We start from the raw sequence: 12,568 nt of genomic DNA on the forward strand, positions 1-12,568 counted from the left end.
TCCGTCCCATGTCTTCCGCCGAGTCCGTTCTTTTCGACTACACACGCCAGGATGCCTCTGGCGCCAGTTGCACCGCCCACGCCTGGGCCAAGGTGCCGCCCGCCCTGCCCGCCGACGAAAAAGCCGCGGTGAAGGCACGCATCAAGGAATTGCTGTTCTCGCAGAACGCTGTGCTGGTGGCCCACTACTACGTCGATGGCGATCTGCAGGATCTGGCCCTGGAAACCGGCGGCTGCGTCTCCGACTCGCTGGAGATGGCCCGCTTCGGCCGGGACCACGGCGCCCAGACCCTGATCGTGGCCGGCGTGAAGTTCATGGGCGAATCGGCCAAGATCCTCAGCCCCGAAAAGCACGTGCTGATGCCCGACCTTGACGCCACCTGCTCACTCGACCTGGGCTGCGACGCCGACGACTTCACCAAGTTCTGCGACGCCAACCCGGACCGCAAGGTGGTGGTCTATGCCAACACCAGTGCCGCCGTGAAGGCCCGCGCCGACTGGATGGTGACCAGTTCCTGCGCGCTGGCCATCGTCAGCCACTTGAAGGCGCAAGGCGAGAAGGTGCTGTGGGCGCCCGATCGCCACCTGGGCCGCTACATCCAGCAGCAGACCGGTGCCGACATGCTCATGTGGAACGGTGCCTGCATCGTGCACGATGAGTTCAAGGGCCTGGAGCTGGACCTGCTCAAGGCGCAGCACCCGGGCGCCAAGGTGCTGGTGCACCCCGAATCGCCCGAAAGCGTGGTTGCCCAGGCCGATGTGGTCGGCTCCACCTCGCAACTGCTCAAGGCCGTGGTCGAGCTTGATGCGCCCGCCTTCATCGTGGCCACCGACAACGGCATCCTGCACCGCATGCGCCAGCTGGCGCCCAACAAGCTGCTGATCGAGGCGCCCACCGCTGGCAACAGCGCCACCTGCAAGAGTTGCGCGCACTGCCCCTGGATGGCGATGAACGCGCTGCAGGGCGTGCTGGCCTGCCTGGAGCAAGGCTCCGGCGAAATCCATGTCGATGAGCCCACCCGCATCAAGGCCCACGGCTGCATCGACCGCATGCTGGATTTCGTGGCGCGCAACCCCTCGGCCATCACCAAGCCGGCACAGGGCTTCGTGCCCAATGTGGGCGCGGCCTGATCCCGCCCTGGCCTGCTCTGCCGTTTTCCTGAATCGCTGATCCCCATGTTCGACCACAACGAAACGCTGGCCGAGGCCCGCACCCGCAACATCCGTGATGCCCTGCTTGAAGACGTGGGCGTGTGCGACTGGACCGCTGCCCTGGTCAAGCCCGGCCAGCGCGTGAAGGCCCGCCTGCTGGTACGCGAAGAGGCCGTGCTGTGCGGCCGTGAGTGGTTCGAAGGCTGCCTGCGCGGCCTGGACGAGCAGGCGCAGATCGACTGGGCCTACAACGAGGGCGACCGCATGGCACCCGACACCCAGGTCTGCGCCATCGAGGCCGATGCCCGCGCCCTGCTCACCGCCGAGCGCCCGGGCCTGAACTTCCTGCAGACCCTGTCGGCCGTGGCCACGCTCACGCGGCAGCACATGAACGCCATCGAAGGCGCCTCGCCCAACCCGCGCGGCTGCAGCGTGCTGGACACCCGCAAGACCCTGCCCGGCCTGCGCCTGGCCCAGAAGTACGCCGTGCGCGTGGGCGGCGGCGCCAACCAGCGCCTGGCCCTGTACGACGGCATCCTGATCAAGGAAAACCACATCGCCTCGGCCGGCAGCGTCACCGCCGCACTGCGCAACGCCCAGGCCCTGGTGGCCGAGCAGGCCACGCCCAAGGGCTACGACATCGGCGTCCAGATCGAAGTGGAAACGCTCGATCAGTTGCGTGAGGCCCTGGGCGCCGGCGCCGTCAGCATCCTGCTGGACAACTTCACCACCGACCTGATGCGCCAGGCCGTGGCCATCAACCAGGAACTCACGCAGGGCCAGGCCCTGCTGGAGGCTTCGGGCAGCGTCCAACTGGACCAACTGCGCGGCATCGCCGCCACCGGGGTGGACCGCATCTCCATCGGCAAGCTGACCAAGGATGTGCGCGCCGTTGATTTCTCGCTGCGCGTGCTCGAACGCATCGCCTGAGGCCTGCGGGCATCCCCAAGCCGAGGGGCAAGCCCGAAAACATCGGCCAAAACGGCATTCTTCACGGCAGCCGGCCCCTGCGCCTGGGCCACACTGCGGCGTACGCCTTGCGCGGCTTGGCCGCGTCTGTGTTTTCGCGACCTGCCCTGCCGTAACCGCCCTGTTGTTCCGCTGCCGACGCCATGCCCGCCGACTTCCACACCCTGCGCAACTACTACGAGCGCCAGGTCATCGAATGCGTGACCGACCACTCCCCCAACTACCCCATGCTGACCGACGAGCAGCACCCGGACGTGGCCTGCGTGGCGCTCAACCGCCTGCCGCCGCGCTACATCCGGCATGAGGTGGACCTGGCCTTCTACCTGACCGAGAAGGAACGGATCGAGAACGAGCGCGTGGTGGACGAAGCCGTGCGCTACGCCTTCGAGTTCGTTCAGGCCCGCTTTGCGATGCGGGCGCGCCGTTGAACGATCAAAGCGCCCGATTGCGTGCCAGCGGTGGGTTACGCGCGAAGTAGCGCGTGATACCCGTGGCTAAGGCATCGGCCAACTCGTTCTGGTAGCTCTCGTCCTGCAGCTTGCGCTCTTCCTCAGGGTTCGAGATGAAGCCCGTCTCGACCAGGATGGAGGGAATGTCCGGCGCCTTGAGCACCGCGAACCCGGCCTGCTCCACACGCGGCTTGTGCAGCTTGCCCACCTTGCCCAGGTGGCCCAATACCGACTTGCCCAGTTTGAGGCTGTCCTTGATCTGCGCGGTGGTCGACATGTCCAGCATGGCGCGCATCACCTGCGCATCCTTCGACTTGACATTGACGCCGCCCACCATGTCCGAGGCGTTTTCCTTGTTGGCGATCCAGCGTGCCGCCGCACTGGTGGCACCACCTTCGGACAAGGCGAACACCGACGCCCCCCGCGCCTGCGGGTTCAGGAAGGCATCGGCGTGGATGGAGACGAGCAGGTCCGCCTGCACACGCCGCGCCTTGCGCACACGCTCGTGCAGGGGCACGAAGTAATCGGCCTCACGGGTGAGCATGGCGCGCATGCCGGGCTGGGCATTGATGCGCGCGCGCAGCTTCATCGCGATGGCCAGGGCCACGTGCTTCTCGTACAGGCCGCTGGGGCCGATGGCGCCAGGGTCTTCGCCGCCATGGCCAGGGTCGAGCGCCACGATCACCAGGCGCTGTGCGCCGTTGTTCGGGGTCTTGTCGTCATCGTCCTCGGCCGGCGCGGCTGCCGACTTGGGCTGTGCGGCCTTGGCCACGGCCCGGTCGGAGGGCGCTTCGCCAGGCTTGCGGCGCAGGTCGGTGATGAAATCGCCCAGGGCATCGTTCATGGCCTCGGCGGCCTGGCGCGAGGCTGTGCTGCTGCCATCGGCCGCAGCAGCCTCACCACCTGGAGCCAATGGCGATGAGGCACCAGGGGCTGTCGCTCCCGGTGACGAAGCGGCGCCAGCCCCGCTGGGCGCCGATGCCCCGGTAGCCACCTGCAATGCCGCCGCCGGGTCGGTTTCCTTCGTGGGGTACAGGTCGAACACCATGCGGTGCTGGTAGGCCGCCACGGGCGCCAACCCGAACACCTGTGGCTTGACGCCCTGCTTGAGGTCCAGCACCAGGCGGACCACGTCCGGCTTGTTCTGGCCCACGCGCACATGGGCGATGTAGGGATCGTCCGGGCGCACCTTGCGCACCAGATCCTTCAACTGGGCACTGAGCTCCAGCCCGGTGATGTCGATGACCAGGCGGTCCGGGCCGGGCATCAGGAAGTGCTGGGCCTTCAGGGCCACGTCGGACTCCAGCGTGACACGGGTGTAGTCCTTGGCGGGCCACACGCGCACGGCCACCACCTGGGCGCCCCAGGCCAGTTGGGCCGGCCCCAGCAACAGCAGGAGCGAGCCGCGTGCGCCGGCCGCCAGAACGCCGCGGCGGCTGAGTTGCAGGCTGGACAGGACGGCGGGTTGTTTCTTCTGGCTCATGCCTTGGTACTCCTCGACGTCACGCCTACTGAGAGCAAGGCAGACAGGATGTCGTTCCCTTGCGTCGTGTGCGTGCGCAACACCACCTGCCGCGCGCCCTGGGCATCGGTGTCCAGGTCCATCAGCAGATCGGCCGCAGGCAACAGGCCGCCGGCCTTGTCGGGCCACTCCACCACCTTGAGGCCGGGGCCTGCAAAAATGTCTCGAAAGCCTGCGTCCTCCCACTCACGCGGATCGACGAAGCGGTAGAAATCGAAATGCCACACCGGCAGGCCCTGCGGCTCATAGGGCTCGACGACAGCATAGCTCGGGCTCTTGATGCGCCCCTCAACCCCCAGGGCACGCAGCAGATGCCGCGTGAACGTGGTCTTGCCGGCCCCCAGGGTGCCGCGCAACTCGATCAGCACCGAGGCGCCTTGCTGCAGCAACGGCGTGAGCACACAGGCCAGGGCCTGGGCGTCAAGGGCACAGTCGTCTTCGGTGTGCCAGTACTGGCGCGCACCGTCCTGGCTTGCGGCATCACGGGCCTCAAGGCTCAAGGTTGGGTCGATGGTCGTCGGGCTTGCTACGATCGTCACATGCATTCGGCCCCACCCCCGTCCCCCGCCGCCATGGCCGGTCAACAGACCGACCAGGTCCAGCCCGAGCACCAGGGCTGGAGCGCGCAGGACGTGATGGCGCAACTGCGGCAAAAAGCCGCGATGTTGGGATTTTCTCAGATTGGCGTAGCCGACGTGGACTTGTCAAGTGCTGAGCCGGCTTTCATGGACTGGTTGTCTCGCGGCTTCCACGGTGAGATGCACTACATGGCCAGCCACGGGCTCAAGCGCGCCCGCCCGGCCGAGTTGGTGCCCGGCACCGTGCGCGTGATCACCGCGCGCATGAACTACCTGCCCGCCAGCGTGCCTGCAGGCTGGCAGCGCATCGAATGGGAACGCATGGCGCGGCCCGAGGCCGCCACCGTGTCCATGTACGCCCGAGGGCGGGACTATCACAAGGTGCTGCGCGCCCGCCTGCAGAAGCTGGCTGACGAACTGGCGCTGATCATCGGCCCCTTCGGGCACCGCGTGTTCACCGATTCGGCCCCGGTGATGGAGGTGGAACTGGCCAGCCGCAGCGGCCTGGGCTGGCGGGGCAAGCACACGCTGTTGCTGTCACGCGAGGCGGGATCCACCTTCTTTCTGGGCGAGATCTTCGTGGACGTGGCCTTGCCGCTGACCGAGCCCGAGACCGCGCACTGCGGCGCCTGCACCGCCTGCATCGACATCTGCCCCACCCAGGCCATCGTCGGTGAGAAGCTGGTAGATGCGCGGCGCTGCATCTCCTACCTCACCATCGAACACGGCGGGCCGATCCCCGAGGCGCTGCGCCCGCAGATGGGCAACCGCATCTATGGCTGTGATGACTGCCAACTGGCCTGCCCCTGGAACAAGTTCGCGCAACGCGCCAGCGTGCCCGACTTCGACGTGCGCCCCGCGCTGGATGGCCCGAGCCTGCTGGATTTGTGGGCCTGGGACGAGGTGCGCTTCCTGCGCCTGACAGAAGGCAGCCCGATCCGGCGCATCGGCTTCGCGCGCTGGCAGCGCAACATCGCCGTGGCCATGGGCAATGCCTTGCATGCCTTGTCAGTGCGCGACGCGACACCTGACGCGCAAGAGCAGGCCCGGCGCATCCAGGGGGCTTTGCGGGCCTGGCTGCAGGCACCGCCGGCCGGCACGGATATCGATCTGGTCGGCGAGCACGTGCGCTGGGCACTGTCACGCATGGCGCCTGTGTAAGGATCGCATAAAGGGCGCAGAAGGCCCGCGTGACCATCGAAAGAGAGCAGGCATGCGTGCCCGCCCCTCGCTACCCGATCAGCCGTTAACCAGCACCAGCTTGCCGCGCACCTGGCGCGAACCCATCAGGGTGAAGGCTTCCTTGATCTGCGACATCGGCAGCTTGTGCTCGATCAGCGGCTTGATCTTGCCTTCCATGTACCAGGCGGCCAGCTGCATCAGGCTGGCGGCGTTGTTCTGCGGCTCGCGCTTGGCGAACTCGCCCCAGAACACACCCATCACCGACGCGCCCTTGAGCAGTGTCAGGTTCAGCGGCAGCGAGGGGATCTGGCCGTTGGCAAAACCGATCACCAGATAACGACCACGCCAGGCGATGGAGCGGAAAGCCGCCTCGGTGAAATCCCCCCCCACCGGGTCGTAGACCACGTCGGGGCCCTTGCCGCCGGTCAGCGTCTTGAGCTCGTCGCGCAGGTTCTGCGTGCTGTAGTTGATGACCTCGTCGGCGCCCAGGGTCTTGCACAGCGCGAGCTTGTCATCGCTCGACGCGGCGGCGATCACCTTGGCACCGGCGGCCTTCGCGATCTGGATGGCGGCCGTGCCCACGCCACCGGCAGCGCCCAGCACCAGCACAGTCTCGCCAGCCTTGAGCTGGGCGCGGTCGATCAGGCCGTGGTAGGTGGTGCCGTAGGTGCACAGGAAGGCGGCGCCGTCTTCGAAACTGAAAGCGGGCGGCAGCGGCATCAGCACGGCGGCCGGCGCGATGGTGTGCGTACCGAAGCCACCCGTGCCGGCAAAGCCCGCGACCGAGCTGCCCACGGCCAGGTGCTTGACGCCCTCACCCACGGCCTCGACCACGCCAGCGAACTCGGCACCAGGCACGAAGGGCAGCGGCGGCTTCATCTGGTACTTGCCCTGCACGATCAGCAGATCCGGGAAGTTCAGGCTGGCGGCCTTGATGGCCACACGGACCTCGCCCTTGCCAGGTTCGGGCGTAGGTGCGTCCTTCCAGGTCAGGGCGTCGGGGCCGTCAAGCGTTTCGCAGAACCAGGCTTGCATGGGGTCGTCTCCAGTCGTCGTTCAGGTTGTGGGAAAGAAAGTGCAGCCCAGGTCACACCGGCTGCTTGGTGAAGGTGTTGCATTGGGCCGTGTCGCCCGATTCGAAGCCGCGCTTGAACCAGCGCACGCGTTGCGCGCTGCTGCCGTGGGTGAAGCTTTCAGGCACCACGTGGCCTTGGGATTTCTTCTGCAGCGTGTCGTCGCCGATCTGCGAAGCCGCATTGAGGGCTTCATCGATGTCGCCTTGCTCCAGGATCTGGCGGGAGCGCTCGGCATGGTGGGCCCACACGCCCGCGAAGCAATCGGCCTGCAGTTCCAGGCGCACGCTCATGGCGTTGTACTGGGCCTCGCTGACACGGCCGCGCAACTGGTCCAGCTTGGCCGAGGTGCCCAGCAGGTTCTGCACATGGTGGCCCACCTCATGCGCGATCACGTAGGCCTGGGCGAAATCGCCCGGCGCACCCAGGCGGTCACGCAGCGTGTCGTAGAAATCCAGATCGATGTAGACCTTGTGGTCAGCCGGGCAATAGAACGGGCCCATGGTCGATTCACCACGGCCGCAGGCGGTCTGCGTGGCACCGCGGAACAGCACCAGGCGCGGATCTTCGTACTCGCGGCCAGCCTGCCGGAACTGCTCGCGCCACACATCCTCGGTGTCGGCCAGCACGGTGGCCACGAAGGCCTTTTGCGGGTCGTCCCGGCCGGCGGCTTGCTGTCCTTGCGAAGGCGCGGGCCGCGAGGGTGCCTGCGTCTGCACCGTGCCACCGCCGCTGAGCAGGCTCAATACGGTGAGCGGGTTCACACCCAGCACATAGCTGGCCACCAGCGCGATCACGATCGTGCCCACGCCGATGCCACGCCCGCCGATCGGCAGGCCGAAGCCACCACCGCCCGACGGTGAACCACCGTCGCGCTGGTCTTCCACGTTGTCGCTTTGTCGTTGACCTTGCCAGCGCATGGGGTGACTCCTCTGGAACACGCGCCGGCGGGTGTTGTTCTAGCCTCGCGCATGAAGCGCATGAGGCGGATCGGGAAATATGCCGGCAGGGCATGTTAGCAGCGCCCGCCCCGGCACGTGGACGGCGCGGCCATGCGTCCGAGCCGGGGGAGCCGGGGGAGCCGTAGAATCGCCCGATCATGGTGAGAGAACAATCCGCCGGGGCCGCGCCCCTTCCCGTCGTCATCATCGGGGCCGGTCTGGCCGGCCTGACGACAGCCCTGCACCTGGCCGAGACACAGCCCGTCGTGGTGCTGGCCAAGCGCCACCTCGAAGAAGCCGCCACGGCCTGGGCCCAGGGCGGCATCGTGGGCGTGCTGGGCAGCGACGACAGCATCGCTTCGCACGTGCGCGACACGCAGGATGCCGGCGCCGGCCTGGTCGACGAGAATACCGCCGAGTTCATCGCCGAGCACAGCGCCGCCGCCATCGAGTGGCTGGTGGCGCGGGGCGTGCCCTTCTCGCCCGATCCGCAAGGCCCGCTGGGCCTGCACCTGACACGCGAAGGCGGCCACGCGGTACGCCGCATCGCCCACGCCGCCGACGCCACGGGCAAGGCCATCCACGACGTGTTGCTGGCCGAGGTCCAGCGCCACCCCAACATCACGCTGCGTGAACGTTGGATGGCGCTTGACCTGATCACCAACCGCCACCTCAAGCACAGCGTGGTGCTGGAACAGGGCGAGCCCCAGCGCTGCCATGGCGTCTACGCGCTCGACATCGACAGCCAGCGCGTCGAGACCCTGCCCGCCTCGGCCGTGGTGCTGGCCACCGGCGGCGTGGGCAAGGTCTACCGCTACACCAGCAATCCGGACACATCCACGGGCGATGGCATCGCCATGGCCTGGCGAGCCGGCTGCCGGGTGGGCAACATGGAGTTCATCCAGTTCCACCCGACCTGCCTGTACCACCCGCAGGAGCGCAGTTTCCTGATCACCGAGGCCATGCGCGGTGAAGGTGCCCACCTCAAGCTGCCCGACGGCACCCGTTTCATGCCGGCGCACGACGAGCGTGGCGAGCTGGCCCCGCGTGACATCGTGGCCCGCGCCATCGACTTCGAGATGAAGAAGCACGGCCTGGATTACGTGCTGCTGGACGCCACCCATCTAGGCGAAGCCTTCCTGAAAGAGCACTTCCCTACCATCCACGCGCGCTGCCTGTCACTGGGCATCGACATTGCCCGCGAGCCCATCCCCGTGGTGCCGGCCGCGCACTACACCTGCGGCGGCGTGGTCACCGATCTGAACGGCCGCACCGACCTGCCCGGCCTGTACGCCGTGGGCGAGACCACCTACACCGGCCTGCATGGCGCCAACCGCCTGGCCAGCAATTCGCTGCTGGAGTGCGTGGTGCTGGGCCGCACCTGCGCCGACGACATCCAGCGGCAGATTCCCTCCCGCATCCCCACCCTGCCCGGCTGGGATGAGAGCCTGGTGTCCGACGCCGACGAGGAAGTGGTCATCTCCCACAACTGGGACGAGCTGCGCCTGGTGATGTGGAACTACGTCGGCATCGTGCGCACCACGCGCCGCCTGGAGCGCGCGCTGCACCGCATCAAGCTGCTGCGCAGCGAGATCGACGATTACTACGCCAACTTCAAGGTGACGCGCGACCTGCTGGAGCTGCGCAACCTGGTCGATTGCGCCGAGCTGATCGTGCGCTCTGCCCTGTCACGCCAGGAAAGCCGCGGGCTTCATTTCAGCCGCGACTACCCGCGCACGCTGCCAGTGAGCTTCCCCACCATCCTGAGCAAGAAGCCCAAGAAGAAGGACGCCTGGCTGCCCTGATCAGGCCGCAGCCTGCGCCCGACGCGCCTTCCAGGCCCCGAAGATGGCGATCAAACCCGGAATCAGGATCAGCGCCCAGATGATCTTGCTCAGGTGCTCCTGCACGATCGGCAAGTTGCCGAACAGGTAGCCCACCACCGTCAGGCCCACCACCCAGATCAGCGCGCCGATCACGTTGTAGGCGGTGAAGGTGGCACGGTTCATCTCGGCCACACCGGCCACGAAGGGCGCGAAGGTGCGAACGAAGGGCATGAAACGCGCCAGGATGATGGTGATGCCGCCGTGCTTCTCATAGAAGCTGTGCGCGGCATCGAAGGCCTTGCGGTTGAACCAGCGGGAGTTCTCCCACTGGAACACCTTCGGCCCGATGGTGCGGCCTATGGTGTAGTTGACCTGATCCCCCAGGATCGCGGCCACCAGCAGCACGGCGATAGCCACCGGCAGGCTCATGGCTCCGGCACCGGCCAGCGCCCCCACCATGAAGAGAAGCGAATCGCCGGGCAGGAAGGGCATCACCACCAGACCGGTCTCTACGAACACGATCAGGAACAGCAGGGCATAGATCCACATGCCGTAGTCGCGCACGAACTCGGCCAGGTGCTGGTCCACGTGCAGGATGAAGTCGATCAGGAAAAGTACGATGTCCATGGAGACGCATTATGACCGCGCCTTTTACAATCGAGCCCATGACCCCAGAGCGCCCCCCCCGAGCGAGTATCCGCGAGCTGCCCGACGAGCTGATCAGCCAGATCGCGGCCGGTGAGGTGGTGGAGCGCCCCGCCTCGGTGGTGCGCGAACTGGTGGACAACGCGCTCGATGCGGGCTCCAGCCAGATCACCGTCAAGCTGATGGCCGGCGGCATCCGCCAGATCCTGATCGAGGACGACGGCTGCGGCATCCCGGTCGATGAAATGCCCCTGGCGCTCAAGCGTCACGCCACTAGCAAGATCCGCTCGCTGGGCGATCTGGAAAGCGTGCTGACCATGGGATTCCGGGGCGAGGCGCTGGCCGCCGTGTCCTCGGTGGCCGAAATGGCCATCTCCAGCCGCACGGCGAATGACGCGCACGCCAACCGGCTGGACGCCCGCTCAGGAGAACTGACCCCGGCCGCGCGTGGCGTGGGCACCAGCGTCGAAGTGCGCGAGCTGTTCTTCAACACCCCGGCGCGTCGCAAGTTCCTCAAGTCCGAAAACACCGAATTGGCCCATTGCGTGGACGCCGTGCGCCGCCATGCCCTGGCCCGGCCCGATGTGGGCTTTGCCGTGTGGCACGAGGGCAAGCTGATCGAGCAATGGCGTGCTGGCGACCAGGAGCAGCGCCTGCGTGACGTGCTGGGCGATGCCTTTGTGCGCGACAGCCGCCCGGTGGACTGGGAAATCGGCCCGGTGCGCGTGACCGGCCGCGCCGGCATTCCCGATGCCGCCCGCTCGCGCGCCGATCTACAGTATTGCTACGTGAACGGCCGCTTCGTGCGCGACAAGCTGCTGGTGCACGGCGTGCGCTCCGCCTATGAGGACGTGCTGCATGGGCACCGCCAGCCGGTGTATGCGCTGTTCATCGAGATCACGCCCGAACTGGTCGACGTGAACGTGCACCCGACCAAGATCGAAGTGCGCTTCCGCGATGGCCGCGCGGTACACCAGGCCGCGCGCAAGGCCGTGGAAGCCGCGCTGGCCGTGTCGCGTGCCGGTCTGGGCGCTGCAACCGCGCAGATCGGCACGCCTGAGGCCGACAGCCCCCCGACCTCCTTCCCTGCCACCGGCACCGACGGCGCCGCCGTGGCCGAGCCCTTGCCCAACACCCAGCAGGACCGCCTGCCCTGGGGCGCCATCCAGCAGAACACACAGGCCTTGAGCGGCGTGCGACGCGCGCCTGGCGGTTTCGGCGAAGCGGCACCGCAGCAACGCTGGGCCGGCTGGCCTAGCCCCAGTTTCCTGGGTGATGGCACCGGCACGACCGAAGCACGCCGTGCGGACGCCGCTGGCAATGATGATGCCGCGTCAGTGCCGACGGCCCGCGAACGCGCACCGCTGGAAGGCTGGATGCCGCGTGCCGTGCCTGACGGTACACCCGGACGCGAGGATGTCAGCAAGCAGGTCGGCACAAGCCAGCCCACCACGGACGGCGACGCGCAGGCCGAGCTGCGCACCGATTCAAGCCCACCGGCTTACGCCCCGGCAAGCAACCAGGCGCCTCGCACGCCAGCAGTGCAGCCGTTCACGGCGAAGGCCTTGGACGCCCGCCCCGCGCAGCCCCTGGCCCCGCACGCGCCCGAAGACTGGCCCCTGGGCCGCGCCATCGCGCAGATCGGCGGCATCTACGTGCTGGCCGAGAATGCCAAGGGCCTGGTCATCGTGGACATGCACGCCGCGCACGAGCGCATCGTCTATGAGCGCCTGAAAGGCCAGATCGCACAAGATGCCCTACCCTCGCAGCCGCTGCTGATCCCCGTGACCTTTGCCGCCACGCCGCAAGAGGTCGCCACCAGCGAGACCCACCAGGAAGCCCTGCAGGCCGTGGGCCTGGACGTCGGCCCGCTGGGGCCCAACACCCTGGCCGTGCGCTCGCGGCCCATGGCATTGGAGCAGGCCGACCTGATCGAGCTGACACGCTCGGTGCTGGGTGAGCTGGCCGGCTTCGATGCCAGCCAGGTGGTGCAGCGTGCCCAGCACGAACTGCTGGCCACCATGGCCTGCCATGGCGCCGTGCGGGCCAACCGCCACCTGACCATCGCCGAGATGAACGCGCTGCTGCGCGACATGGAAGCCACCGAGCGCGCCGACCAGTGCAACCATGGCCGGCCCACCTGGCGCCAGCTCACGGTGGCCGAACTCGACAACCTGTTCCTGCGTGGCCGCTGAGCACTGGCTCGCCCCGCCCCTTTTCCCAGCATCCACC

The 12,568-nt window shown here is 67.6% G+C and carries 11 protein-coding genes; 6 read left to right on the top strand and 5 right to left on the bottom strand.

The features are described from left to right. The first annotated feature begins 8 nt into the window (after positions 1 to 8). The 3 genes from nadA (at position 9) to WAQ08_RS14030 (ending at position 2,548) form a co-directional block, all read left to right on the top strand. Positions 9 to 1,130: a quinolinate synthase NadA gene (gene nadA, locus WAQ08_RS14020; protein WP_422192225.1), complete on the top strand. Its 1,122-nt coding sequence runs from the start codon at positions 9 to 11 to the stop codon at positions 1,128 to 1,130. 45 nt (positions 1,131 to 1,175) lie between these two features. Next, the gene (gene nadC, locus WAQ08_RS14025; protein WP_422192227.1) at positions 1,176 to 2,081 is read left to right on the top strand and encodes a carboxylating nicotinate-nucleotide diphosphorylase; all 906 of its coding nucleotides are present in this window, start codon (positions 1,176 to 1,178) and stop codon (positions 2,079 to 2,081) included. A gap of 182 nt (positions 2,082 to 2,263) precedes the next feature. Then, positions 2,264 to 2,548, top strand: a complete 285-nt coding sequence (locus WAQ08_RS14030) for a late competence development ComFB family protein (RefSeq protein WP_422192228.1) — start codon at positions 2,264 to 2,266, stop codon at positions 2,546 to 2,548. Positions 2,549 to 2,552: 4 nt separating this feature from the next. On the opposite strand, the gene WAQ08_RS14035 is transcribed toward WAQ08_RS14030, so the two are convergent. Together WAQ08_RS14035 and tsaE are read right to left on the bottom strand one after the other, a co-directional pair. Then, positions 2,553 to 4,052 (bottom strand): N-acetylmuramoyl-L-alanine amidase, encoded by a 1,500-nt coding sequence (locus tag WAQ08_RS14035; RefSeq protein WP_422192230.1) that lies wholly within the window; start codon positions 4,050 to 4,052, stop codon positions 2,553 to 2,555. Further along, positions 4,049 to 4,591 carry a tRNA (adenosine(37)-N6)-threonylcarbamoyltransferase complex ATPase subunit type 1 TsaE gene (gene tsaE, locus WAQ08_RS14040; protein WP_422192232.1) on the bottom strand — a complete coding sequence of 181 codons (543 nt, stop codon included), beginning with the start codon at positions 4,589 to 4,591 and terminating at the stop codon, positions 4,049 to 4,051. Before tsaE ends, WAQ08_RS14035 begins: the two co-directional genes overlap by 4 nt. A gap of 135 nt (positions 4,592 to 4,726) precedes the next feature. Between tsaE and queG the strand changes: the two genes are divergently transcribed. Continuing rightward, positions 4,727 to 5,830, top strand: a complete 1,104-nt coding sequence (gene queG, locus WAQ08_RS14045) for a tRNA epoxyqueuosine(34) reductase QueG (protein WP_422192265.1) — start codon at positions 4,727 to 4,729, stop codon at positions 5,828 to 5,830. A 78-nt stretch (positions 5,831 to 5,908) separates the two neighbouring features. Here the strand turns inward: queG and WAQ08_RS14050 are convergent, their stop codons facing one another. Together WAQ08_RS14050 and WAQ08_RS14055 are read right to left on the bottom strand one after the other, a co-directional pair. Beyond that, a complete protein-coding gene (locus tag WAQ08_RS14050; protein ID WP_422192234.1) occupies positions 5,909 to 6,886 on the bottom strand; it encodes an NADPH:quinone oxidoreductase family protein in 978 nt (325 codons plus the stop codon). Positions 6,887 to 6,938: 52 nt separating this feature from the next. Next, positions 6,939 to 7,844, bottom strand: coding sequence for a neutral zinc metallopeptidase (locus WAQ08_RS14055; protein WP_422192235.1), 906 nt, complete (start codon positions 7,842 to 7,844; stop codon positions 6,939 to 6,941). A 179-nt stretch (positions 7,845 to 8,023) separates the two neighbouring features. Here WAQ08_RS14055 and nadB point away from each other — a divergent pair, with 179 nt between their 5' ends. Beyond that, complete coding sequence (nadB, locus tag WAQ08_RS14060) at positions 8,024 to 9,670, top strand: L-aspartate oxidase (protein WP_422192237.1); 1,647 nt, start codon at positions 8,024 to 8,026, stop codon at positions 9,668 to 9,670. Here the strand turns inward: nadB and WAQ08_RS14065 are convergent, their stop codons facing one another. Beyond that, positions 9,671 to 10,318, bottom strand: a complete 648-nt coding sequence (locus WAQ08_RS14065; RefSeq protein ID WP_422192239.1) for a DedA family protein — start codon at positions 10,316 to 10,318, stop codon at positions 9,671 to 9,673. Between the two features lie 38 nt (positions 10,319 to 10,356). On the opposite strand from WAQ08_RS14065, the gene mutL reads away from it, so the two are divergent. Beyond that, complete coding sequence (gene mutL, locus WAQ08_RS14070) at positions 10,357 to 12,531, top strand: DNA mismatch repair endonuclease MutL (RefSeq protein WP_422192241.1); 2,175 nt, start codon at positions 10,357 to 10,359, stop codon at positions 12,529 to 12,531. The last annotated feature ends 37 nt before the right edge of the window (positions 12,532 to 12,568 follow it).

The sequence above is a fragment of the Aquabacterium sp. genome (genome assembly GCF_049274795.1).
Classification (GTDB): Bacteria; Pseudomonadota; Gammaproteobacteria; order Burkholderiales; family Burkholderiaceae_C; genus Aquabacterium.

What these genes read in the sequence shown, in the direction of transcription:
- nadA (WP_422192225.1), top strand. Translation starts at nt 9, where the DNA reads ATGTCTTCCGCCGAGTCCGTTCTTTTCGACTACACACGCCAGGATGCC.
- nadC (WP_422192227.1), top strand. Translation starts at nt 1,176, where the DNA reads ATGTTCGACCACAACGAAACGCTGGCCGAGGCCCGCACCCGCAACATC.
- WAQ08_RS14030 (WP_422192228.1), top strand. Translation starts at nt 2,264, where the DNA reads ATGCCCGCCGACTTCCACACCCTGCGCAACTACTACGAGCGCCAGGTC.
- WAQ08_RS14035 (WP_422192230.1), bottom strand. Translation starts at nt 4,052, where the DNA reads ATGAGCCAGAAGAAACAACCCGCCGTCCTGTCCAGCCTGCAACTCAGC.
- queG (WP_422192265.1), top strand. Translation starts at nt 4,727, where the DNA reads ATGGCGCAACTGCGGCAAAAAGCCGCGATGTTGGGATTTTCTCAGATT.
- WAQ08_RS14050 (WP_422192234.1), bottom strand. Translation starts at nt 6,886, where the DNA reads ATGCAAGCCTGGTTCTGCGAAACGCTTGACGGCCCCGACGCCCTGACC.
- WAQ08_RS14055 (WP_422192235.1), bottom strand. Translation starts at nt 7,844, where the DNA reads ATGCGCTGGCAAGGTCAACGACAAAGCGACAACGTGGAAGACCAGCGC.
- nadB (WP_422192237.1), top strand. Translation starts at nt 8,024, where the DNA reads ATGGTGAGAGAACAATCCGCCGGGGCCGCGCCCCTTCCCGTCGTCATC.
- WAQ08_RS14065 (WP_422192239.1), bottom strand. Translation starts at nt 10,318, where the DNA reads ATGGACATCGTACTTTTCCTGATCGACTTCATCCTGCACGTGGACCAG.
- mutL (WP_422192241.1), top strand. Translation starts at nt 10,357, where the DNA reads ATGACCCCAGAGCGCCCCCCCCGAGCGAGTATCCGCGAGCTGCCCGAC.